Genomic DNA, 24461 nt, shown 5'->3' with positions numbered 1-24461 from the left:
CGGTTTATAAATACCCGTCTTCTGGCAGATAAATCTGCTTAGAGAAGAGAAGGTTCTTAGGTGGTTATAGTGGTGAGGTTCCACCTCTTCCCATTCCGAACAGAGAAGTTAAGCTCACTAACGCCGATGGTACTGCACTTATCGTGTGGGAGAGTAGGTAGCCGCCTCTTCAAGGTCAGACCGTAAGGTCTGACCTTTTTTTGTTTTCCGCGGTTTCCCGCGGCATTCGTTTTCGCCCCTTTCCTTCTCGTTCCTTTCCCTCGCATCGCATTTAGTACCATTCCCTTCACGGAGTCCGCTCCGCTGCGGAGGGAAGATGACTGCGAGGGAAAGGGGCGAGAGGCTGTCGGGTCTGGTTCTCAGCCCTCCTTACCGCCGGGCTTTTTTGATAAAATCTCCCTCCGATACGGAAACGGCCCCTGAGAACCCGCACGATGCGCCAATTTTGTTAAGGCAACTATCTTCCATTTTATGCCGCCGCTCCTTTAAAGTCCGACTACCGAAGCGGGGCTTGTTCGAAGCTCCCGCCCGGACGGGGCCAATCTGCAAACACGGCTCTGCGGCGAAGGTTCCGACTGTCGGTCGGGTGCAGCGGCTCGGAAATCCGACGGAGTATAAAGTTGTATATAGCTGCCGTTGTTAATTGGTATGCAGGTGTGCTTTGTCTATCGGTGAATGAAAGAAGCGGTAGGCCGGAGAGCCGCTCGGATCGGCAGTCGGTAAGCGGAGGACTGGCTGCGGAAAAAGCCTTGAATTTCTTTCGTCCATTTCTCGCCTCGGCATAGTTCGAACTTTTTTCGGCTCTGCTCATTTGGCTTAACGAAAACGTTCCTCTTTACGCTTCCCTGAACTCTGCGGCCGACGGCAACCTCCGAGGGAATTCTCGAAACAGCGGCGTACTTTGTTTTTTGCGTGCGGCCTGGTTCGGAAGCTCTCTTTCGAAAAGGAGAGATTTTTTTCAGGGGTTTTATTCTTATTTCATAGAAAAAGCTGCTCCGTTGCCGATAAAGCATGAAAAATATCGTTTTTTGATACAAAAAAATTCAGAGATGAGAAAGTAATGATCTGTTGGATATTTCTTCGTTTTGTTGTCGAATAGAATCTGTACGCAGGGAAATTCCGATAAACATTTTCAGTCGCCGCTGTTTTATTTCCGGATTGTTATGGCTAATATGCGGTGTTCCGTCTTTTCGATTTGAGAATATGGAAATATTCTCTTATTTTTGTGGCCGACGGGGCTGTATTGCGCCCCTTTTCGTTAATTTATTAGATAGTTTTCGGATTATGATGAAAAAACTGTGGATGCTTCCTGTTTTGTTGCTGGCGGCGGTCGCTTGCAGCGACGACAATGGCGGAGACGACGTACCCCCCCCCTCTGCTGATCAGCATGTGACGTGCGAAATTTCGGCACCTGCCGACGGTGCAGAGGTCGATATGTCTGCAAAGATGACGATCGAGGGCGATGCGGAGATCGATGCAGGGAAAATCTCGAAAGTGACATTGACCGTAGGCGGCAAGGTCGTGAGCGACGTTACGTCTGTACCTTTTACTTATGATTATGAATTTGCGGAGGATCAGGCCGCGGGTGAGTTCAAGATCGCATTGGCGGTCGAAGGCGACGCGGGTGCGAAAGCTTCGGACGAGGTAACGGTTACGCTCAAAGCGCCCGAACAGCATCTTACCTGTACGATTTCGGAGCCGGCCGAGGGGGCGGTTTTCGACCTCGGGGCGACGATTACGATCAAAGGCGATGCGACGGCCGATATCGGCTCGGTCTCTGCGGCTGTATTGAAGGTCGGCGGCAAGACGATCGCGGAGGTGACGAACGTGCCGTTTACTTATGAATACGCTGTTGCGGCCGACCAAGCCGAAGGGGCGTTGAAAATCGAGCTGGCGGTCGAAGGCGACAAGGGCGGCAGCGCCTCGTCGGAGGTGAATGTAACGGTCAAGAAACCTGCACCTCAGCCCGGTGAAGGCGAAATGGTCGACACGCGCGACAACCATGTTTATCGCACCGTGAAGATCGGCGATCAGACGTGGATGGCCGAAAATCTGGCCTATCTCCCCTCCGTGAATAAACCGTCGGCCACCGTGGGGGCTACCGTCCCGCTTTACTTCGTGCTGAATTACGACGGCGAGGATGTGGCGGCGGCCAAAGCGACGGAGGAGTATAAAAAATACGGCGTTCTCTACAACTGGTACGGAGCCATGGATCAGGAGAATGCACAGGGCGGCAGCGCCGATGCCGTTCCGAGCGGTGTCCAGGGGATCTGCCCCGCCGGCTGGCACCTTCCCAGCAAGGCCGAATGGCAGGTTTTGGAGGATTATGTAGCTTCGCAGTTGCCGCCGGTGAAAGGAAACGGCTGGTATAATGACTTGGACGGAGAGTGGGTGTTCGACGAAGACTGCAAGAATGTCTGGTCGGCACTGGCGGGTAAGGAAGGTTGGAGCGACTCGAATGCTTCGCAGGAGAATCCCGATCTGGCGAACGGGCCTCGCGATACGTTCGGGTTCAACGGCATCCCTGCCGGACAATGCTGGCAGACCGGTTCGTTCAGCCTTTCGGAGTCGTCGGCGACTTTCTGGACGACGGATATGCAGACGCAGGGTAGCGGATATGTCGTGCTCAACAACTTGCAGTACGGTCTCGAATATTCTAAATTCGGTACGCAGCCTCAGCGCGGTTATTCCGTGCGCTGTCTGAAAGACTGAGACTTTGTTATCAACGGCGTATCCCGGACTGATCCGGGATACGCCTTATCGTGTAATTATACAGAGCCTCGGGGTGTTGTCGGGCGGTGTGACGTGCGGCGATGTGCGGTTCTGTACAAAATAAGAAAATCCGAATGAAAAAGTATTTGTTCATGCTGCTTTGGACGGCTTGTGCTGTCGCTTGCAGCGACAGTGATCCTGCGCCGCAGCCTGACGACGAAGGGCCGACGCCTCCGCCCGATAAGGAGCAGCAGGTCGTCTGCGGCATCGAGAAGCCCGAAGAGGGTGCTTCGGTCAATCTTGCGGAGAAACTGACGATCGCGGGAACGGGTGTCGCTACGGTCGGCGAGATCGAAAAGGTCGTTTTGAAAGTGGGAGGCATAGTCGTTCCTGAGGTGACCGACGTGCCTTTCGAGATCGAATACACGTTTCCTGCCGAGCAAGTCGAAGGCGAATTGAAGTTGGAGCTGTCGGTAGAGGGCGACGCCGGAGCGACGGCATCGACCGAAGTGACGGTGACGACCTATCGAAAGGAAGGTCCCGCTGCTCCCGTAGAGGGAACCATGACCGATGCCCGCGACGGCAATGTCTACAAGACCGTGAAACTGGCCGATCAGGTGTGGATGGCGGAGAATCTGCGTTATCTGCCCGAACAGCACGACGATGTTTCCGATACGGAGCCGCGCTACTATATCTGGTCCGATTATGATAAGGATACACAACTCGGCGCCGAGGCCCTGAAAGTTTACGGTGCCTTCTATAACTGGAAGGCGGCTCTGCAAGGGGAGGAACCTCAGACGTCGGCCGATCAAGCTCCTATCCGCGGCGTCTGCCCCGAGGGATGGCACATCCCGTCGCAGGCCGAGTGGCAGCAGTTGGCGCAGTACGTGCTCGATGCGGACATGGCGGCGGTCGGCAGCAACGGCGAGGTGGATGAGACGGCCATAGCCAAAGCGCTGGCCATGGATTATCCGGATGATGAGTTGATGTGGAACCTTCCTTCGATGATCGAAGGCGATCCGCAGCCGACGTGGCCCGGTATCGATAAGTCGAAGAACAATGCGACGAAATTCAGCGGGATTCCGATCGGGTTCCGTTCCTACTCGTTCAATCCGGCTGACGGCGGCGTGCAGTGGGATCATGCGTCGTACAGCGCCGGCTGGTGGTCGTCGACCCAGGGAGTGATGGGCGAAGGTTATTGTGCCGTGGTGCGCATGTGGTCGGACAACCAGCGTTTCGCAACGGACTCGAACTTCATCGGGGGCGTGGGCCTTACGGTTCGCTGCTTGCAGGATTGACTTGACCCTATACTTTTTCAGCGGGTCGGCGTATGCCGGCCCGCTCTTTTTATGCGTGAGCGCAGGGCGGAAAATAGCGCGGCGCATGTCGGAATGCCGTCGATGCGGTGCAATGACAAGATGGCGATGGGGCGTCGCGCACTGTCTCGGATGCAGCGGCGTGTGTGAACTTTTTTCTGCGTGAGCAGGCGATTATACAGGCTATTTCGCTATCTTAGACTTCGCTCCGGCGGGTATCGTACTTCGAAAATCGAACCGTGCTTGCTATCACGCGCGTTTTTTTTCGTATCTTTGATGTAGTCTGAGGATGTTTAATTGACTACAAGCAGATTATGAAGGACTCGCCTGAGATAAGCTAACGGATAAGAAAAAGGAAAGTGTTCAGAAACACTGTATTTCTCATGCTTTCAAACAACTCTTCTACGACAAAGATAAGAATAAAAACTGAAAATTAAAACGAATTGGGGCAAGAAGGTTGAAAACAATAGATTCAGAGAGGGACGGACTTCGCTGTCGAAGCCGAACTAAAGCCATCGAAAAGCCAACAGAAACCGGAATTACGTTACTAAATCATTACCGCATTATTTCCAAATAGCTTTTAATATAGTATTGTTTTTCAGCTTATTGCGTTGGATTCACCAACAATAAATAACTCTATTCAACGTATTAACCTTAAAGTTATTAGAGTTCTGGCAAAAAGCACTTTCAAAGTCCTGTTCTATCTGAAACGTCAATCCGCGCAGAATGGCAAAGTCCCCAATATAGGGCGTATCACGATCAACGGCACGATTTCGCAATTCAGTTGCAAGTTATCCATTTCTCCCGTACTCTGGGATACGAAAGCCCAAAAGCCTCCGGCAAGAGTGTAGCAGCCCAGCGTATTAATGAATATAAGCAACTCACATTTAAGCTAAAAGCACAAGGGATAGTATTGCCATCCCTTGTGTTTATATTGTTTAATGAATGCGAATAACCTTAGCTGCCGTTTGTTTGAACTGCGGCATGGCGTTTCCGATGTGCGCTCCGATATAAGTAGGATCGCAAACAAGGTATTTACGATCGTCAAGCATAAGATAGTCTCCTGCAATCTCTTCACCGAAAGATACCGCAGTAGCCAGATGGTTCGGATAATGGAGCAACACGACGTCCAATCCGAGCAGGTCGCGCACCAAAATCGAATAGAGAATCGCGCGATCCTCGCAGTCCGAATAAGGGTAATAGAGCGTTTCGTCGGCGAAAAGCGGTCGTTCGTACCCGAATTGCTCCTCATCTGTTTTATACTCGAAAGCCGTTTGTACGAAATCGATCAGCATATTGGCAGCCTCCGATTTCGATTTTCCGGCAATACACCGGCGCAGAACGGGATACAACTGCTCCTTTGCCCATGCACTCAACGAACACCGAGAATATAAATCCCATCCGATACGGGGGTATTCGTCGTAAAAGTCGATCAAATTACGGTTGGTTTTAACGATAGCCGAAACGTCGGGATAACGTTCTGATGCGAACCGACGCGGTTCTGAAGGACGAATCGCCAACAACGGTTCTGTAGTAATCTGCAATGAGAAAAACCGTTCTTTCGGAAATTCACGGTCGAAAACGTGAAACGACTGCTGCCGTACGGTTGGGTCTGCCACGTAATAGCGGTGTCCGTCGACGGTCAAAAAGGGCATTTCATATATATCGTCTTCGGAGGGCAACAACAACACGAGCCGGTCGTCGGTACGGGCAATACGCACTTTATATCCCGATTGAGTCAGAATATACATTTGCAACAGACGAGCTTCGTTCCGTTCCGAATCTGAAAAAAATGCGGTTGCCATACATTCGACCAAACGCATGTAACCCCAGTCGCAAAGACGCAGCCGGTCGCGCCATGCAAGGCATTCGGCGACGATCGTGAGATAAGCATCCGACGACAATCGTGTCCACGCATCGGCCACCTCATTTTCATCGATATTTCGCAATGTGAAATGATGGCCTGCATCGAGCGATACCGTACAGGGTGTGCCGTAAAACTCGAATGCGAATGACGGCTGTACGGGCCGTTCCGGTACGGGCAGCGGAACGACCGGCTGCGGGGGCCGTACGGGATCGGGACTCGGGATCACGTTGTCGAATGGAATCGGGTCGTTCGACGGCCCTGCCTTCGGGTCTTTTACCGCCGGTCGCGGCGGTTCGGGACGGTCGGGAACCGGCTCGGCAGGCTGCGCGTCGAACTGCGGCCATGCGCGACGCATGTATGCTGCGAATTCGGCGTTCACGCGGTCGCGGTACTCCTTAAAATCTCGTTGTTGCTGTTTCTTGTAGCGATCGAAGTCGGACAGCGCCTGTCGTTTGTATTCTTCAAACGACTGAGCATAGATTCCATATATACTGATGAATAGACACCCCAATAGAGCAATACCTATCCTTATATTACGACTACTCATACGTTCCCACATTTACGCATTCATATTTAAACTCATTAGACGATTTCAGTATGTGGCCGGATGCATCTTCCTGTTCAATATAATGATTCCGATATTCATGTTGTGATCGTGTTTTATTCCTTTCCGAATCCTCTTCATACGTAACAATCAGCACGATATCCGTTTGTGTCTCTTTGTCCGTTTTTAGAGATGATGAGATAAATTTATAATTTATTAAAGTTCCACGACCAATGGAAATAGTTACGGTTTCTTTCTCTTCATCCATAGTATCGGATAGTATTTGGAAACGGCAGGTCTTAATACTATTATTTGTTATAATTTTCTCACGATCTCGTGTACTGTCCGTAGATTTACTTACATGAACAGCGCTACATGTGATATATCGGCAAAGGGCATCCATAAATGCCTCTTGGCGACGTATCAATGGATCGGAGTTCTTTGAAACTCCGACCCAAAGAGACGTATCCTGTGCATGCAGTTGCTCTGTAAAAAGCGCGAAACCGACGAATAACAGAAATTTTTTCATAACGCCTTACTCTAAAACCGGACAAGCATAGCCGTCGACCGTGTCGTATTTCCAGCGTTTATAGGTCGTTGTACCAGAATTAGACGAAACCCAGTTATTCAACAATGATACGATATCTGTTGAATTTCCTTGCAAAAAACATCCAGATGTAGTACGTGTGTACCAATGTGCTATGTCATAAGATTTATCATTCTCTATCGCATATTCTTGTCCAATGTTATTGGCCACATCATATAACCAATATGTCGTCCCTGAAAGGAACATCCCGCTGTCGCTATCTTTAAAGTTGTAACCACCAGAGGGGTAATCAAGAGAATAATGTCCACATATTGTGCAATTTGAATTATTGATGCAATTAAACACATTCACGATTGTTTTAAAGTAGAAATAATTACCATATCTATTGTTGTGCGCGCAGCAATATAATTTAATTCTTCCGCAGATGCCGCCTCTATTATTACCCGTTATATCTCCACAATTGAAAGAATTAGCAATTGAAGATGTTAATCTCATTGATGATGCCGCCATATTGCTTCCTGTATAAATAAGTTCAACACAACCAATGATTCCTCCTGCATCATCACCTGAAATTATACCGAAATTAGAACAGTTTTGGATTCGCCCACAATCAAAAGTTCCGGAAGATGCAGATTTTGAGCTCTCAGCAACTATTCCCCCAACTATCCCATTTCCACTAATTGAACCATAATTTATACATCCGTCAATAATTCCGTTGTCCGAATTAGTTGCAACAATGCCCCCAGTAATCACGTTATAGCCAGTTGACTGAATTTTGCCTTTATTTGTGCAACTTTCAATTTTTCCAGAATTAGACAAGCAAATACCAGCGATATTATTACTGTTTGATGTTATAAAACAATCGTTGACACAATTTGTTATTGTACCAGTATTTGTAAGACATATACCAGCATTTTGCGAAGTCCCACTAATTTGGATATTCATCACGGTTCCACTTACTGCAGAAAAAATTGATGACGTCACTCCAGTTAAAAGCATATTATTGCCATCAAACGTACCCGCAAATGTTCCAGAGCGCGACCATGCATGGTTATTCAGTCCAATATTGGTTGTCATCTTAAAAACAACTCCTGAATAAGTTGTTCCCGATGATACTCGATCCAATAATAATCTTAGTTGATCTGCCGAATTGATGATGATGGGATCGCTTTCCGTTCCCATGCCGCCACCGAATTTCGTAGCCACCGATACACCGTCCCAAATATCGATATCCGTATCTGTCGTCGTAAACGATGCGTCGTCGCTGTATCCCGTTCCTTTCGAATTGATTGCATAAGCCCGCACATAAACCGTTGTCAGCAAAGGCAGATCTTGTAATTTCGTTTTGAATGAATTACCAACTTCGCAAGGGACTTTATTGTCGTATATGGTCGGATAGGGATTGGTCGCCCAACAAAAACCGCATTCGGTTATCGAGGCATTCCCTGTTTCCGCAATCGTTGCCGAAGCATAGGCGGTCGTCCGGCCGACGTTCTCGACGACAACCGGACTCAATTTCGGAACGGTGACGGCCAACGTCGTAAATTCCGCCTCTTTGCTATAGGCGACTCCCATTGCATTTTTGGCATAGGCGCGTATATGATAGGTCGTACCTTCTTCCAATCCGGTAATATTTTTCCCGAGTTCGGCCGAAGAGGGATCGCATGCAATCTTCGTCCCGCTTTCGACGGTCGGAGCGGCACCCTTCGAATAGCAGAATCCACACTCGGAAATGGCCGAATTGCCGTCCGATTCGATTTTGCTGACGACGGTCGCACTCGTCGTCTGAATATTGGATACGGTTATTTCTGTCAACGACGGGAGTGCGACTTCTTCGGTCGTTGTAAATTGTTTTTCATTACCGTAAAATATATTGCCCTCCGAGGTTCGAACATAAGCCCGAACATAATAGTTCGTTTCTTTGGCCAATTCGGTAATCCGGCATGAAAAGCGATCTTCCGCTCTCGTAACGTACTCCGTGCGCGTTTTAACCGAGGACGGAGTCGACCGGGAAACCAAAGCCGACAGTTTGTCATTATCGGCAACCGTATAATTGTCTTCGACTGTCGGAGCCGATTTCGTACTCCAGCAAACACCTCGCTCTTCTATCGTATGCCCTCCGTTGTCGGCGATGACACCTCCGCAGGTCGCTGCGTTATGGACGATCTCGGTGACATCGGAAGTTGTCAGCCGAACATCGTTTTTTGCAGTCGTAAATACATTCTCTTCGCCATAAGCAGTTCCCTTTTCGTTGGTTGCATAAGCTCGTATATAGTAAATCGTGTGAGATTCCAATCCGGTTATTTCACTGGTGAACGCCATTGTCTCCGTCGCTTCGCCGAGATTCGTGTATTTCCCTGTCTGCAAGGTCGGCTCCGCTGTTTTGCTCCAGACATGGCCATAGGCTGTTACCTTACCGACATTGCCCAACGACGTGATATTGCCTTTGGCTACGGCTGTAGTACTCGTGATTTCGGTAACGGCTCCGCTCGTTACCGACGGCAAAGTCGGCAATCCGGCAGTGGTGAATGTCAGTTCCTTTTCACTATATACGATACCGACGTTGTTTTCGGCATAAGCCCGAAAATAATATTTCGTATCGGATTTCAGATCGTTTGCGACACTTTCGAACGCTGTCGGCGCCGTGCAATCTCCCAAATTGGAATATGAGTCTTCGAGTGTAGGTGTAGGTTGTTCGCTCCAGCAAAATCCGTATTTCGTCACTTTCGAACTTCCGACCGATACCATCGTCCCGTGCAATACCGCGCTATTGTAAGTTGCGTCGGTCGCATTTTCGACCGATACCGTAGGTTTCTCATTTACGGCGACCTCCATTTTTACCGGAACGACGACGTTCCCTCCGGAGACGGAGAACGAGATCGTCGCATTATACTTTCCAGCGGATAATCCTTCGCGTGTAACAATCGCCTCCAAGTAATCGGTTTTTGTTACCGACCCGGATTCTTTATTCAATACCAGCCATTCGTTAGACGATTCGACCGTATATTTCAAAGTCCCGGAACCTGTATTTTTCAATGTCAGTTGTAAGGAATTCGTAAGCGATCCGAAGTTTAACTCTTCGGGTTCGATTTCGAGATTCACACTTTCTACGGACATAGAAACGGGTATTTTTTGGCTCCCTCCGTTCGAGGTGACAACGATCATTCCGTTATAATCACCGCGATCCATTTCCGTACGCGAAACCGTAACGACGACGGGGGACGATTCTTTATTGGTCGTTCCGCTGACGGGAGAACAGGACAGCCATGCGATATCCTCGTCGATGTTCCATTGTAAAGTTCCTTTTCCCGCATTGGTGATGTCGATAGCAAGCGTTGCGGTTTCCTCCCCGAAATCCAATTCTTCAGGCATTACATTCAAAATCGGAGTGATCGGTTCCATCGAAATCTGGACGTTCGATGCCGTACCGGCCTTTACGGAAACTTTTTGCGTCTGACTGACATAATCGTCTTTGGTGAAAGTCAGTGTATATTCCTGTGGGTCGATATTATCGAACAGGAAATTTCCTTCTGTACCGGTCACTTGGGACGTTCCTCCCGGTGTCAGAGAAACTTTTACGCCGGCTAACGGTTCCTTCGTTATTTCATCGGCGACAGTACCGGCGATACCGCCGAAAGTATCCACTTCGCTCTCGCTACATCCGAAACAAAGCAAGACCAACAAGAAAAGAGAAAGGCGTTTCATAAGATGATGAATATCCGTTAAAAAGTAACCGCTGCGATCATTCCGGCACTACCGTCCGGCATCATAGCCGGCACGAATGAGTATGTTTGTCCATTTCCATTTCTTCGATGGACTACGATACGTCGTGCTCCGGGAGCCGCTATCGCATCGATTAAATTATAGACGTAGAGTGCGGCGGCGGCTCCGATGCAAATATTGCGTGCAGTAGCGAAATGGTCGGCTTTGGTCGAATAAGTTTTTATGTGATTTATATTGTGTGTTTGGGCTATTTTCCGGGCATAGTCCGAACGCTGGCTTTCGGTAAAAACGATTCCTGCCGCTAATGCCGCACAACCCCCGAGGATCAGGCCGCCCTTGAGATTGGCTCCTTTGTGGAATTGGCCCCAGCCCGGAATGATCGCCGACCGCCACAGTCCGCGGGCGCCGTAGGATGACGTTGTCGAGATAATCGAAAAATCGGCATGATGTCCTTGTCTCTCAACAGCGTAAAGAGCATAATAATCGTATATTTTCGATCCTCCGCGAAATGAAGTTTTCCAATATTCGTCGATACGCCGGGATCGTATCGGCTGCGATTCTCCGTCTACCTGCAACTCCAATTGATAAAAATCGGAGGAATAACCATGCATCCTGTCCGAAGAATATTGCTGTGTCGAAGAATCTTCATAAATCTCTCTTACCGAAACCTTGTCCGTACGTTCGACTCCGGCAGATAATTCCTGCATGATGGATGTTCTGGCTCCAGATAAAGAACTTGCTATGTCGGAATGCACCTCTACAAAATAGAACCCGGAATGATTGCGAGGTACATTTCCGATCCATTGAGGTTTCAATGCCGAACTATTTTGAGCTGAAGATTGTATGGCACTCCCTATAAATAAAAGGGTAAGTACTCTGAAAATTCGATAGTTCATATTTTACTCTTTTAAATTTCCTAAAATCCGTTGACGGAATTGATTATGTCGTTGTTCAATTTTTGCCCGATCATCTTGCGATATTCTGTCTTTGACATTTTGCTCTATGTGGTCGACCAATGTATTCTCGTCTCCGGCATATTCCATACATACGAAGACAGTGAACTGATTATTCGATTTAAGATATCTTGTCGTTTTGATCGTATGAGTATTCCGAATTACTTGTTGGGCTATACTCATTGCTAAATCATTTCCTTCTCCCGATTGATCGGTTACAGACCGCCCCGATTGATCGTCTGCTGCGTATTTTTCCAATGAAACGCCGATATCCTCGGTAGCAGCTAAGACTGCAGCTTCTATTTTACGGGCAAACATTGCACGAGCCTGTAATTCTGCTATATTCCGCGCCGTTGCTTCTTTGAAATGTTGCCCGTTGCCATAAGCTCTTTTATAGGGAGCTTGCTCGTATAGTTCAATACACGGTTCCGATGCAACAGCTTTTCCATAAGGATTAACGGACTCCGATGTAATAACTTTTTTAGTACTTCCGCAAGAAAAAGACATGAGTGCGATGGCAAGAATAGCCAATACAGAAAACTTTTTCATGGTAAAATAGATGTTTAGTTAAACGATAGTTTCAATTTTACCGTTCGGCTCCTATACGGTGGGCTGATACAAAAAGAAAGTGTGGAGTCGATTTCGTTTATCTAACGGAAGGTTCTGACAAAACCCAAGGGAAAATAAACGAATACCCCACACTTGAATAGATATGGGATATATGGGCAAAGAAAATGCCCGCTCACATATGCTATACAAGAAATGAGTGCTGTTCGTAGCCCTTTCCCTTTGAAAACTGTCAGATTTTCCGTTAAGGACGGTGCGAAAACACTTTCTAACAATATGCCTGTCGATTGCTCGACGAAACAAAAGTAGAAAATAATTTTCACATAGAACAACACTCATGTAAAATTCTGTGCAAATTTCCGCAAAACAATTTTTTATTCCAAGTACAGAAACCCTTGAAATGCAACTTTGTTATTTCCGATGCAAAAAGATCATGCTTTGTTTGGTAAAGGCGGGCAATCTTGTTCCGCTCCCTTATGCGGGAGCGTCATTCTTCCAGCACATCCACTACTCATACCGACTGTTCGGGAGCTTGGCAAGGACGGATATCCGGACAATATCCGCGGCGGAAGGTAGTGTCCCGGGGCGGTCGGAACGACTATCGTTCCGACCGTTCGTCGTTTCCGCATTTTGCCCGTACCGACGCCAACCTCTTCCAACACCTGTTCCAACCGCGATAACGGGGGCGGCCGGTCTGCCCGGGCCGTCCGCAGACGGGTTAAATTCGTCCCCTGCACCGCTATTGGTGCTAATCTAACATTTCGCAAAGATGGACGAAAAAGTAAAGAACGACGAGAAGAAGGTAATGCTCGTCAGGCAGACCGGAGAAGGTCAGGACGGCAAACTGGAGGCCGTCGGCAGTATCGACGAAGACGGAAACATCGAGACGCTCGATCCCACTGCGGCGAATGTCGCCAAACTGTTCGACGTGAACACGAACCAACCTGTTTTGGAGGCGTTTTTCACCAAATTCATGGAGCAGTCGCAAGACCCTGTAAAAACGGGTATCTCGGATATCTTCATCATGGCCGAAAGCGTGCTGAACAAACTCATCAAAATCGACCTCGATCCGCAACTGCTCGAAAACTACCGCGTCGATCCGGCCGAAGAACTCGCAAAAATGGAACCGCAGATCGCGGTTCCCCGTTTCGAGCCTATGGATATTTCGAAAATCGACACGGCGGATATGGAGCGCATGGGTATCCGTATGGAAGACCTCGAACCCCATTTGAAGGCGATGTCCTACGGGCACAAATCGCACGGACTGATCGAAATGCGGCCGGAGATGGAACCCGGCGGCATGCGCGTCACCACCAAAGGGCGCGTATCGCTCGAAGAGCAGGCCGACGGCTCGCTGAAAGTCGTGCCGCACTACTATCGGGAGAAGTGCGACCTCGACGCGCCCTTTCACAACGTGCTGCTCGACGACGAGGCCAAGCGCAACATCGTCGAAACCCGTCATGCAGGCAAGGTGATCGACCTGGAGCTGGAGCCGGGCAGGATGACGCCCTGTTACGTTTCGCGCGACAAGTGGACGAACGAACTCGTTGCGATGCCTGTCTCGGATTTCGATAAACGCGCCTCGATCAAGAACGCCGACCTCTCCGAAGGCGAACAGCTCGACTTCTACTCCGGACGTAAAATCCTGCTGAAAGGCTATACCACCCGTTCCGGCTACAAACGCGATGCTTACATCCAGATCGACGCCTCGGAGGGCAATATCGAGTTCGACCACGGCGGCCTCGACAAAAGGCGCTATCAGGAACATAACCGAGGGGTATATGCCGCCAAACGTTTCGAGCAGGGCAATCCCCTGCCGGAAGGGCCGCGTCCCATGTTCATTCCCAAGCGGGTGTTCGGTGTGGAGCTGCCCCAAGAAGTTTACAATCAATGGCTGGACGCCCTCAATTTCCCCGAAAAGCGCAAAGATGTCAAAGCGACCTATTTGCAGGGATTGCAATTCCCCGGAAGCCCGGAACGTGCGGATCGCTGGGTAAAACCCGATTACGAGGCCGGAAAGATCAAATCGTACCGTTGGAACCCGGATTACTCGCGTAAACAGTCCTCCTTGCAGTCACAGGCTCCGGCCCGAACCCCGTCGAACGAGCCCTCCAAGCAGGCCGAAGGACAGCCGCAGAGGCGGCAATCCGAACGCGAAGTGCGTCAGGTCGCCCCGCCGAAGCCTCAGCCGAAGAAGTCCAAGAGCGTAGGAGGCCTGTAAGATGCTCGCGGCCATTCTGATTATCATCGCGGCCTCGGTGTCGTTCTCCGTCGTAACTCTGCTGATTCTCTTTTATATCGGCAAACGCCCCGATGCGGAACGGACGCAGGACGACGACAGCCGGTATTACGACGAGAACGGCAACCACCTCTACTACGACCGCAAGCTGATCGCTCGCCTCGAAAAGGAGAAAGAGCGGGCGGCGCAGCAAAGTAAATAGCCACTGAAAACATCCGAAAAACCGAACGAATGAAAGTCATCATAGCAGAAAAGCCCTCGGTAGCGCAGCAGATCGCCGCCGTCGTGGGCGCTACCGCCCGTAAGGACGGCTATATCGAAGGGGGCGGCTACGCCGTCACATGGGCCTTCGGGCACCTCGTAGGCCCGGCCATGCCGGAAGCCTACGGCATCGAAGGGTTCAAGAGGGAGAACCTTCCGATCCTTCCCGAAACCTTCGTCCTCGAACCGCGCCGCGTCAAAAGCGGCAAGGAGTACAAGCCCGATCCGGGAGCCGTCAAACAGCTCGCCGTCCTCAAAAAGCTGTTCTCCCGCGCCGAACGAATCGTCGTGGCTACCGACGCCGGGCGCGAAGGCGAGCTGATTTTCCGCTTTATCTATCACTATCTCTACTGCAAGACGCCCTTCGACCGGCTGTGGATCAGCAGCCTCACCGAGCGGGCCATCCGCGAAGGATTGGCTAACATACGGCCCGGCAGCGAGTACGACAACCTCTACCTCTCGGCCCGTGCCCGCTGCGAGGCGGACTGGATCGTGGGCATCAACGCATCCCAAGCTCTCGCCATCGCCGCCGGACGCGGCGCATGGTCGCTGGGCCGGGTGCAGACCCCTACGCTGGCGCTGGTGTGCGGGCGCTATCTGGAAAACACCTCGTTCACGCCGCAGACCTATTTCCGGCTCAAGCTCCACACGGCCAAAGACGCTACGGCCTTCGCCGTTCTCTCGACGCCGAAATACGATACGAAAGCGGCGGCGAACGAAGCCTGTGCCGCAGTCCGGGGCAGCGACGGCGTGCAGGTTACGAAGGTCGAACGCCGCCATGCAACCGAGCAACCGCCGCTGCTGTACGACCTGACCGCTCTCCAGAAAGAGGCCAACACGCGGCACGGCTTCTCGGCCGAAAAGACACTCGGCATCGCACAGGAACTTTACGAAAAGAAACTCGTCACCTATCCCCGCACGGGGAGCCGCTACATTCCGCAGGACGTGTTCGAGGAGATCGCCCCGTTGCTGGCCTCGCTCTCCGGCCATACGGATTTCGGCCATCGGGCCGCCGACCTGTCGGCCGGAGAGCTGAACCGCCGTTCGGTGGACGGCAGGAAAGTGACCGACCACCATGCCCTGCTGATCACCGGCCATACGCCTACGGGACTTGCGGCGGATTCTGCCAAAATCTACGATATGATCGCCGGCCGCATGGTCGAGGCGTTCTCGCCCGCGTGTCTGAAAGAGATCACCTCCGTCCGTATGGAGTGTGCGGGCATCCCGTTCGAGGTGCGCGGCACGGTCGTAACGAGCGCCGGATGGCGCAAGGTATGGGGCGAGCCGGAAGAGCGTACAGAGGAGGATGCGGCGGCTCTGCCCGAGCTCGCCGAGGGGGATATGCTCGCCGTGCGCGGATGCGACCTTCAGGAAAAGCAGACGCGCCCCCGCCCGCTGCATACCGAAAGCAGCCTGCTCGCGGCAATGGAGACTGCCGGCAAGGAGCTGGAAGACGAAGCCGAGCGCGAGGCCATGAAGGATTCCGGCCTCGGAACTCCGGCCACCCGCGCAGCGGTGATCGAGACGCTTTTTTCGCGCGAGTATATCAAACGTGAAAAAAAGTCGCTCGTGCCCACCGAGAAGGGCCTCGCCGTGTACGGCATCGTCAAGGACATGCGTATCGCCGACGCCGCCATGACGGGCGGCTGGGAACTGGCCCTTGCGAAGATCGCCACCGGAGAGATGAACGCCTTCACCTTTCGTAAAGGTATCGAAGTTTACGCCTCGCAGATCACGTCCGAACTGCTCAAGGCGCAGGTCGGGGCGGTCGCCGGGCGTACAGGCGCTCCGTGTCCCCGCTGCGGGGGCCGGGTGACGTTCTACCCGAAGACCGCCAAGTGCGAAAATGCGGAGTGCGGACTGACCGTATTCCGGACGATAGCGAAAAAGGAGCTGACGGACGGCCAGCTGGAAGCCTTGCTCGTCAAGGGACGAACGCCGACGATCGAGGGCTTCGCCAAAAAGGACGGGGGCACGTTCGGGGCCGCCGTAGTCTTCGACGGCGATTACCGCACCGCGTTCGCCTTCGAACAAGGCGGCAAGGCCCGAAAGCCGGCTGCGGCGAAAGTCCGGAAATAATCCTTATCTTTGCCGCTGGACGACTTGTCACAGACGCTTTCGGCGTTCGGCAGGGACGTTCAGTGGCGGCGCTTCGGGTGGGAACCCGGAGCGCCTTTTCTTCCTTCGACCTTTGCGTTTCACACCACTGAACAATCCACATCATGCCGAACGATCATCATAACGCCCCGCAGACGGGGTTATCTTATTACGGCCTTTCGCTGCTCTCTTATCTGCGGGAGAGCCATCCCGACCTGGCGGACGATGCCGACTTCATCCGCACGCGGGCGCAGGCTGCGGCCGAAGCGTACAGCTGTATCATACGCAGCGGAGGCTCCCGTATCGAAGCGGCGGAAGAGGCCGACACCGTACTCTACCGCGGGCTTCATTTCTCGCTATACGGTACTCTCGCAAACGTTATCCGCAGCGAGTTCGCGGACATCATTCCCGAAGAGGATGCCCGCGAGGCCGCCCTCATCCTTCTGCCGCAGGCCCGCGAGGTCGCCCGAAGCTACGAGCTTGCAGACGATTTCGCCGCCACGCCGCAGTACGCTCTGCTCTACACCGAACTTACGGGAACCGTTCAAATCCTGCTCGACAATGGCATACAATAAGACCGAACACCTGCGCCGTAATATCGAAGCGATCCGCACGGCCTTCGCGCTGGAGAGGGAACAGCGGGCGGCCACGCCCGAAGAGCGGGATGTGCTGCGTGCGTACAGCGGCTTCGGAGCGATCAAGGAGGTATTGGAGCCGCTGCCGCACAAAAAGGAAACGGCGCTCACGCCCCTGATCGAAGAGCTGCACGCCGTGCTGAAAGAGAACACGGACGGCGAGCGCGAGTACAAACGCTATCTGGACGGCATCAAATCCTCGGTGCTGACGGCCTTCTACACACCGGCACCCGTGACGGATGCCATTGCGCGGATGCTCTATAATGCGGGCGTCGTTCCGGTGCGTGCACTCGAACCGAGCGCCGGGACGGGGGCTTTCGCGGAGTACCTGCGCCGTTATAACGAAGAGGCCGAGATCACCTGCTTCGAGAAAGACCCGCTGACAGGACTTATCCTGCACCGCCTGCATCCCGACGATACGGTGCGGGTACAGGGCTTCGAAACCATAGAACCCGCCTACGAGGGGCACTTCGACCTGATTACGAGCAATATCCCCTTCGGGGACGTTTCGTTGTTCGATCCGGCGTTCTCCTCTGCGCGCGATCCGGTGCGCCGGCAAGGCGCATGGGCGATACACAACTACTTCTTTATGAAGTCGGTCGATCTGGTGCGCGACGGGGGCCTCGTCGCCTTCATCACTTCGCAGGGTATGGCCGATGCGGAGCGCAATCGACCCGTGCGGGAATGGCTGATGGAGCGGTGCGATCTGGTCGCGGCCGTGCGGCTGCCGAACAACCTCTTTACCGACCATGCCGGAACGGAGGCGGGCAGCGATCTTATCGTCCTGCAAAAGAACTCGGTTGCCCGACCCCTCTCCGAGCGGCAGCGGGACTTTATCGAAACACGCACGCTCTCGAACGGCATTACGGTAAATAACAGCTTCCGATCGCTCGACCGCGTGGTGCAGACCTCGGCCAAAGCGGGCACGAACCCCTACGGGAAACCGGCGATGGAGTTCACCCACGCCGGAGGCGTGGAAGGCATCGCCCGTGCGCTGGCGGATATGCTCGCGGAGGATATGGAGCGGCATTTCAACCGGGAGCTGTACGAAAGCCATGCCCCGAAGACCGCTCCGCGTCAGTACAGGGAACGGCAGACGGAGACGGTAAGTCCGCGACAGGCGCACGACGACATCGGACAGGCACGGAATACGGAGCTGTCCGGACAAACGGCATTGCAGCAACACGGGAACCGAGAGATCGCACGGGAAAATCCTGCGACGGAGCGTGACGGCATCGGGCAGGAGCAAAAAGCAGAATTATCCGGCCAAACAGTCCGGCAGCAGACGCGGCAGGCAGCACCGTCCGCAGCGCAGGCTCCGGAAACTACGGCCGGTATATTCGACGACGAGCCGCCGTACCCTCCCGATCTCGATCCGTTCTGGCAGGCCATAGAAGACCATTGGTTTCCGGACGAGGCCGAGGCGAGAATCCGGACGGAAGAGGCCCTCCGCGCCGAAAGGCGGCAGGCGGAACCTTCATCCGCGCAAACGACGCTCTTTCCGGACGCTCCGGCTTCGCCGCATCCTTCCCGGCAAACCGCCGAATTCCGGCAGCCGGCGACTTCCGTCCGTCTTCCCGAAACAGCTCGGCGCGGCGGCCCGCGCCGAGCCGGAGAGGTACTGCAAGAAGTGCTTTCCGACCTGCGGCAGAAAGCGGAACGGTATCAGTCCGTCCGGGTGCAGGAACCCGTACCTTTCGATGAGCAGCCGGGGCCGTTCTGGCACCCGACCGAGGAGGAATGGCGTGACCTTAACCGCTGGATGGAAGAACGGTATGCCGTTACGCAGGCTGCCTCCGACGGCTACCGGCTCGACCCCGAAACGGGAGAGATGATCCCCATAGAGGATGCCGAAGCGGAGGAAATACGGGACGAAGCGACCGTGCAGGCCGAGGGTGCCGCCATGCCGAACGAATCCCTGCCTCCTCTGCCTACGCAGGAAGCATGGCAGCCTGCCGGGCAGGATTGGGCGGAGTTCGGTGCGTGGCAGGAGGAGCGGGAGAGGCGGTTTATGGAAGAGTACCCGCCCTCGCCGGAGATGTACGGATACGCCGAACCCGCGGCCGCAGCTCCGGAGAAGGAGCAGGCCGATACATCGGAGATGCGTCGGGAACCCGTCGTACAGGGTGTCCGGCCGGAAATATCCGAACCCGCGGTTATGGACTCCGCTGCACGGCGGGCACCTGCACACGTTCCTGCCTCGGCGCAAGAGCCTCAGTCCATGCAGGAAACGGAACGGTCTGCCGGCAGCACGGTGCGCCCGGCCGACGACGGGCTGGAAGAGACGGTTGCGGAACCCGCTGCAACGGCAACGCAGACACGAGCGGCCGGACAGCCCTCGCAGGATGGGTTCGCAGGATCGCTGTTCGATGCTTTCGATACGCAGACCGAACCGGAGCCGGTGCTGAACGTACAGCAGGAACCGGTGCTTACGCTCTACGACCTGTTCGGGTTCTCGGCCGAAGAACGCAGTCAGGTGAACCGTCCCAAGAAGCGCGGCCCGAAACCTAAAGGCAAACGACAGGCAGCGGGGATGCCGCAGGTACGACACCGGCCTGCACAACAGGACTCGGCGACTTCTTCTCAGAAGGCGTCCAAGCCCGTACAAGAGGAGGAGCGTCCTCTGGACTGGCGGGAGAGGCTGATGCAAAACCGGCCGCATCAAGAGGAACGACAGCCGGCAGAGGTGTCGACCGCCGTACCTGCGGAGCGCTCCGCAGGTACGTCCGCAGAAAATCAGCTGAGGACGATAACCGGAAACAGGCAGGCTGCGGCGAAGCCTGCGGCAGGGCGATCCGGCGTAGCCGGGCAGCCGCAGGCCGCGATCCGAACGGAATACGGAAGGGAGCGGCCGGAACCGTCACGCAAGGTTCCCGACAGTGCTGCGGACGGCAAATCCGGAGACAGGGCGCAGCTATCGGACGCATTGTCGCCACAGGCCGCTACGCCGCGCAATACGGCACACGGCGACGAGGCGGCCGAAGACCCGCTCGCGCCCCGGCCTTTCAAAGGAGAACGGCCGGAACATTACCGCGACGGGACGCTCATTGTGGATAAGGAAAACCGTGTAGGATACCTGAGCGACCTGAAAACCCTGCGCCCGATGTTCCATCCGCTCGACCTGCCCGAAGAACAGCGGGTGAAAATGTCACTTTATATCGAGGTGCGGGACACCTATCATCACCTCTACAACGTGGAGGCCGATACGCAGGCTCCGCACCCCGCGCTGCGCGTAATGCTGAACAGCCTTTACGACAACTTCGTGGAGCGGTTCGGCCGGCTGAACGAACCGCAGAATATCGACCAGATACGGATGGATTCGGGAGCCGACGAGATACTCTCGCTGGAACGTTACACCGACGGTATCGTGAACAAGGCCGACATCTTCGACCATCCCGTCGCTTTCAATCCGGCGGAGATCGAAAAGACGGACGATGTGCATACGGCATTGGCGGCCAGCATGAACCGTTATGCGGACATCAATATCGGGTATATATCGGAACTTACCGGGGCGAGCGAAGCGGAGGTGCTGGAACAGCTCAAAGGACGTATCTATTTCAACCCCGACAGCGGGAAGTACGAAATCGCCGAACGTGTCATCGCAGGCAACGTCATTGAGAAGGCCGACCGCGTGCAGCGCTTCCTCGACGAGAATCCGGATCACGAAGGCGCACGGGAAACCCTCGCAGCGCTGCACGAAGCCACGCCCAAACCGATCGCATTCGAGGATCTGGACTTCAACTTCGGCGAGCGGTGGATACCTACGGGCATCTATGACAGTTACGCCTCGTGGCTCTTCGAAACGGAGGTCAAGATCGGTTACATCGCCGACCTGGACGAGTTCGGCATTACGGCCAAAGACGAGTACAATATCAAGATACAAAACCAGTATGCCGTCCGGGGAGAGTTCCGCCGTTATACCGGACTGCATCTGATGAAACACGCCCTGCACAACACGATTCCGGACATCACCAAAAAAGCCCGCAAACTGATCGACGGCGAGTGGAGGGAGGTGAAGGTACGCGACGGGGAGAAGATACAGCAGGCCAACATCAAGATCGACGAGATCCGCAGCGGTTTCACGGACTGGCTGTGCGACCAGTCCGCCGACTTCAAGGAGCGTCTGGCCGACATGTATAACCGCAAGTTCAACTGTTTCGTGCGCCCGAAGTACGACGGCTCGCACCTGACCTTTCCCGGCCTCGACCGCAAGGCTTTAGGCATCGAAGACCTCTATCCGAGCCAGAAAGACGCTATTTGGATGGATATTCTGCTGGGCGGCGGCATCGTGGATCATGAGGTCGGCGGCGGCAAGACCCTGATCATGTGCTGCGGAACCTACGAGAAAAAACGCATCGGACTGGTGAACAAACCGATGATTACGGGATTGAAGGCCAATATCCACGAGATAGCCAAGACGTTCTGCACAGCGTACCCGATGGCTCGCGTGCTCTATCCGGGCCGTGAGGATTTCACGCCGAAGAAGCGCGAGCAGATATTCCGGCAGATCAAGAACAACGATTGGGATGCGGTGATCCTCTCGCACGAGCAGTTCGGTATGATCCCGCAGTCGCCAGAAATCCAGCAGGAGATTTTGCGGGCGGAACTCGACAGCGTGGAGCAGAACCTCATGCTGCTCAAGGCACAAGGTAAAAACGTGTCGAAACGTATGCTGACCGGCTGCCTCAAGCGCCAGCACAATCTGGAGGCCAAACTGCAAAAGGCGCAGTACGCCCTCGACCATCGCAGGGACGATGCGGTGGACTTCCGCCGTATGGGTATCGACCACCTCTGCGTGGACGAGAGCCACAAATTCAAAAATCTGATGTTCAACACGCGGCACGACCGCGTGGCGGGCCTCGGCAACCCCGACGGGAGCCAGCGGGCGCTTAACATGCTCTTTGCTCTCAGAACCATACAGGAGCGCACGGGGCGCGATCTGGGGGCGACATTTCTGTCGGGGACGACCATTTCCAACTCCCTCACGGAGTTGTATCTGCTGTTCAAATACCTGCGTCCGCAGGCGCTCGAAAGACAGAACATCCGCACCTTCGACGCATGGGCCGCCGTATTCGCCAAAAAGAGCGTCGATTACGAATTTTCGGTCACCAACCAGATCGTGCAGAAGGAACGGTTCCGCTATTTCATCAAGGTTCCGGAACTGGCGGCTTTTTATTCGGAAATTACGGATTTCCGCACGGCCGAGGACATCGGTATCGACCGACCGCACAAAAACGAGATACTGCATAACATCCCGCCCACGCCCGACCAGCAGGCGTTTATCGACAAGCTGGTGCATTTCGCCAAGACGGGCGATGCCACGGTGTTGGGACGGGCACCCCTCACGGAAAGCGAGGAGAAGGCCAAAATGCTCATCGCTACGGACTACGCCCGTAAAATGTCGCTCGATATGCGTATGATCGACCCTGAGCTGTACGGCGATCATGCGGACAACAAGGCAAACCACTGCGCCGCGCAGATCGCACACTATTACCGCAAGTACGACGCACGGAAAGGCACGCAGTTCGTCTTCTCCGATCTGGGGACATGGAAGCCGGGAGACGAGTGGAACGTGTACGCCGAGATCAAGCGCAAGCTGGTCGAAGACCACGGTATTCCGGCTTCCGAGGTTCGTTTCATACAAGAGGCAGCCGGCAGCGAGGGCAAACGCAAGAAGATGATCGAAGAGATGAACACCGGACGTATCCGCGTATTGTTCGGCTCGACCGACATGCTGGGTACGGGCGTGAACGCCCAGAGGCGGTGCGTGGCGATCCACCACCTCGACAGTCCGTGGCGGCCCTCGGACTTGGAGCAGCGCGAAGGACGCGGCATCCGCAAAGGCAACGAGATAGCCAAACTCTACGCCGACAACACGGTGGACGTGCTGATCTACGCCGTCGAAAAGTCGCTCGACGCCTACAAGTTCGGGCTGCTGCACAACAAGCAGCTGTTCATCCGCCAGCTCAAACAGAACCGTATGGGCGTGCGTACCATCGACGAAGGCGGCATGGACGAAGGCAGCGGCATGAACTTCTCGGAATACGTCGCCGTGCTGTCGGGCAACACCGACTTGCTGGAAAAGGCCCGCCTCGAAAAGAAGATCGCGGGGCTGGAGAGCGAGCGTCAGGCGTTCGTCCGCGGCAAGTCGTCGAGCCGCAGCCAGCTGGAATATACGCTCGGAAAAATCGGGGAACTCGACGAAAGGATCGGACGCATCGAAAAAGACCTCGAAGCTTTCAGGAGCCGTGCGGAACTCAACGAGGACGGATCGTATCGCAACCGTATCACGCTGGACGGGGCGGAGAGCAACGATCCGCAGTTCATCGGCAAACAACTGAACCATATCGCAAAAACCGTTGATACGGGAACGGGTGAGAAACGGATCGGCTCCATCTACGGGTTCGAGATCATCGTCAAGAGCGAAAAGAGCATGAAGGAGGATTTCGAGGCCATTCGCAACCGCTTTTACGTGCGGGGAGAGGGAGAATACCTCTACCAGTACAACTACGGCAATCTGGCCGGAGACCCTCGCACGGCGGCGCTCAACCCCCTGCATGCGCTGGGCACGATCGAACCGACGCTGGAGAAATTCCGCAAGGAGCGCACCTCGCTGGAAAAGGACGTGCCTCAGCTCCGGCAGATCATCGAGGGCACATGGCGCAAAGAAGCCGACCTCGCGGCTTTGAAAAAGGAGATGGAACAGCTCGACCGGCAGATACAACTCGCGCTCAAACCCGTAGGTAGCGACCGTGATGGCGAAGAGGCCGGAGAGCAGCAGGAACAGCAGCAGGAGAAGGACGCGCGACGGGAAACACCTGTCGCCGATGACCTGCAACGGCATATTCCCGCACGCCTGCGGCAGATCGCCGATGCCTCCGGCGGACGTATCGTCATCGGCAGCGTGCCGTCCCGCACGGACGATGATTCTCCATCCAAAAAAATCAAACTATAAACGGGAAAGCCTTGCATTTTATCCTTGCAAGGCTTTCCCGTTTCA

Annotated in this window: 12 protein-coding genes, 1 rRNA gene and 1 pseudogene; 9 read left to right on the top strand and 5 right to left on the bottom strand. The window is 54.0% G+C overall.

Going from position 1 to position 24461, the window contains the following annotated elements:
- Nucleotides 1–56: 56 nt before the first annotated feature.
- From rrf to FMF02_RS00720, 4 genes and pseudogenes are all read left to right on the top strand, one after another.
- A 5S ribosomal RNA gene (gene rrf / locus FMF02_RS00735) occupies nt 57–170 on the top strand.
- 1114 nt (nt 171–1284) lie between these two features.
- Entirely contained in the window at nt 1285–2712 is a 1428-nt protein-coding gene (locus FMF02_RS00730; protein WP_162502251.1) for an FISUMP domain-containing protein, read from the top strand.
- Between the two features lie 134 nt (nt 2713–2846).
- Entirely contained in the window at nt 2847–4010 is a 1164-nt protein-coding gene (locus tag FMF02_RS00725; protein ID WP_141411873.1) for an FISUMP domain-containing protein, read from the top strand.
- 689 nt (nt 4011–4699) lie between these two features.
- A pseudogene (locus FMF02_RS00720) lies at nt 4700–4899 on the top strand (Arm DNA-binding domain-containing protein); the annotation flags it as partial.
- A gap of 67 nt (nt 4900–4966) precedes the next feature.
- On the opposite strand, the gene FMF02_RS00715 reads toward FMF02_RS00720, so the two are convergent.
- Genes FMF02_RS00715 through FMF02_RS00695 form a run of 5 tightly spaced genes read right to left on the bottom strand, consistent with a single transcriptional unit; the run spans nt 4967 to nt 12211 of the window.
- Complete coding sequence (locus tag FMF02_RS00715; protein WP_141411872.1) at nt 4967–6442, bottom strand: hypothetical protein; 1476 nt, start codon at nt 6440–6442, stop codon at nt 4967–4969.
- A complete protein-coding gene (locus tag FMF02_RS00710) occupies nt 6435–6968 on the bottom strand; it encodes a hypothetical protein (RefSeq protein ID WP_141411871.1) in 534 nt (177 codons plus the stop codon). The genes FMF02_RS00715 and FMF02_RS00710 overlap by 8 nt, the downstream gene beginning before the upstream one ends.
- Before the next feature lie 6 nt (nt 6969–6974).
- Nucleotides 6975–10691 carry a BACON domain-containing protein gene (locus FMF02_RS00705; RefSeq protein WP_141411870.1) on the bottom strand — a complete coding sequence of 1239 codons (3717 nt, stop codon included), beginning with the start codon at nt 10689–10691 and terminating at the stop codon, nt 6975–6977.
- Between the two features lie 17 nt (nt 10692–10708).
- Nucleotides 10709–11605, bottom strand: a complete 897-nt coding sequence (locus FMF02_RS00700; RefSeq protein ID WP_141411869.1) for a DUF5683 domain-containing protein — start codon at nt 11603–11605, stop codon at nt 10709–10711.
- A 3-nt stretch (nt 11606–11608) separates the two neighbouring features.
- The gene (locus FMF02_RS00695; RefSeq protein ID WP_141411868.1) at nt 11609–12211 is read right to left on the bottom strand and encodes a hypothetical protein; all 603 of its coding nucleotides are present in this window, start codon (nt 12209–12211) and stop codon (nt 11609–11611) included.
- A gap of 787 nt (nt 12212–12998) precedes the next feature.
- Between FMF02_RS00695 and FMF02_RS00690 the strand changes: the two genes are divergently transcribed.
- The 5 genes from FMF02_RS00690 to FMF02_RS00665 all read left to right on the top strand — a co-directional run bounded on the left by FMF02_RS00690 (nt 12999) and on the right by FMF02_RS00665 (nt 24416).
- Entirely contained in the window at nt 12999–14450 is a 1452-nt protein-coding gene (locus FMF02_RS00690) for a DUF4099 domain-containing protein (RefSeq protein ID WP_141411867.1), read from the top strand.
- A gap of 1 nt (nt 14451) precedes the next feature.
- Nucleotides 14452–14670, top strand: coding sequence for a hypothetical protein (locus FMF02_RS00685; RefSeq protein ID WP_141411866.1), 219 nt, complete (start codon nt 14452–14454; stop codon nt 14668–14670).
- A gap of 29 nt (nt 14671–14699) precedes the next feature.
- Nucleotides 14700–16808: a type IA DNA topoisomerase gene (locus FMF02_RS00680; protein ID WP_141411865.1), complete on the top strand. Its 2109-nt coding sequence runs from the start codon at nt 14700–14702 to the stop codon at nt 16806–16808.
- Between the two features lie 143 nt (nt 16809–16951).
- Nucleotides 16952–17401 carry a DUF1896 family protein gene (locus FMF02_RS00675; protein WP_141411864.1) on the top strand — a complete coding sequence of 150 codons (450 nt, stop codon included), beginning with the start codon at nt 16952–16954 and terminating at the stop codon, nt 17399–17401.
- Nucleotides 17388–24416 carry a helicase-like domain-containing protein gene (locus FMF02_RS00665; RefSeq protein ID WP_244611597.1) on the top strand — a complete coding sequence of 2343 codons (7029 nt, stop codon included), beginning with the start codon at nt 17388–17390 and terminating at the stop codon, nt 24414–24416. The genes FMF02_RS00675 and FMF02_RS00665 overlap by 14 nt, the downstream gene beginning before the upstream one ends.
- Nucleotides 24417–24461 lie beyond the last annotated feature (45 nt).

The sequence above is a fragment of the Alistipes communis genome (assembly GCF_006542665.1).
In the GTDB taxonomy this organism is placed as follows: Bacteria; Bacteroidota; Bacteroidia; order Bacteroidales; family Rikenellaceae; genus Alistipes; species Alistipes communis.
Note: the sequence above shows the minus strand (reverse complement) of the source record. Positions and strands in the feature narration are given on the sequence as shown.

Coding starts and splice junctions, on each gene's coding strand:
- FMF02_RS00730 (WP_162502251.1), top strand. CDS start 1,285: ATGATGAAAAAACTGTGGATGCTTCCTGTTTTGTTGCTGGCGGCGGTC.
- FMF02_RS00725 (WP_141411873.1), top strand. CDS start 2,847: ATGAAAAAGTATTTGTTCATGCTGCTTTGGACGGCTTGTGCTGTCGCT.
- FMF02_RS00715 (WP_141411872.1), bottom strand. CDS start 6,442: ATGAGTAGTCGTAATATAAGGATAGGTATTGCTCTATTGGGGTGTCTA.
- FMF02_RS00710 (WP_141411871.1), bottom strand. CDS start 6,968: ATGAAAAAATTTCTGTTATTCGTCGGTTTCGCGCTTTTTACAGAGCAA.
- FMF02_RS00705 (WP_141411870.1), bottom strand. CDS start 10,691: ATGAAACGCCTTTCTCTTTTCTTGTTGGTCTTGCTTTGTTTCGGATGT.
- FMF02_RS00700 (WP_141411869.1), bottom strand. CDS start 11,605: ATGAACTATCGAATTTTCAGAGTACTTACCCTTTTATTTATAGGGAGT.
- FMF02_RS00695 (WP_141411868.1), bottom strand. CDS start 12,211: ATGAAAAAGTTTTCTGTATTGGCTATTCTTGCCATCGCACTCATGTCT.
- FMF02_RS00690 (WP_141411867.1), top strand. CDS start 12,999: ATGGACGAAAAAGTAAAGAACGACGAGAAGAAGGTAATGCTCGTCAGG.
- FMF02_RS00685 (WP_141411866.1), top strand. CDS start 14,452: ATGCTCGCGGCCATTCTGATTATCATCGCGGCCTCGGTGTCGTTCTCC.
- FMF02_RS00680 (WP_141411865.1), top strand. CDS start 14,700: ATGAAAGTCATCATAGCAGAAAAGCCCTCGGTAGCGCAGCAGATCGCC.
- FMF02_RS00675 (WP_141411864.1), top strand. CDS start 16,952: ATGCCGAACGATCATCATAACGCCCCGCAGACGGGGTTATCTTATTAC.
- FMF02_RS00665 (WP_244611597.1), top strand. CDS start 17,388: ATGGCATACAATAAGACCGAACACCTGCGCCGTAATATCGAAGCGATC.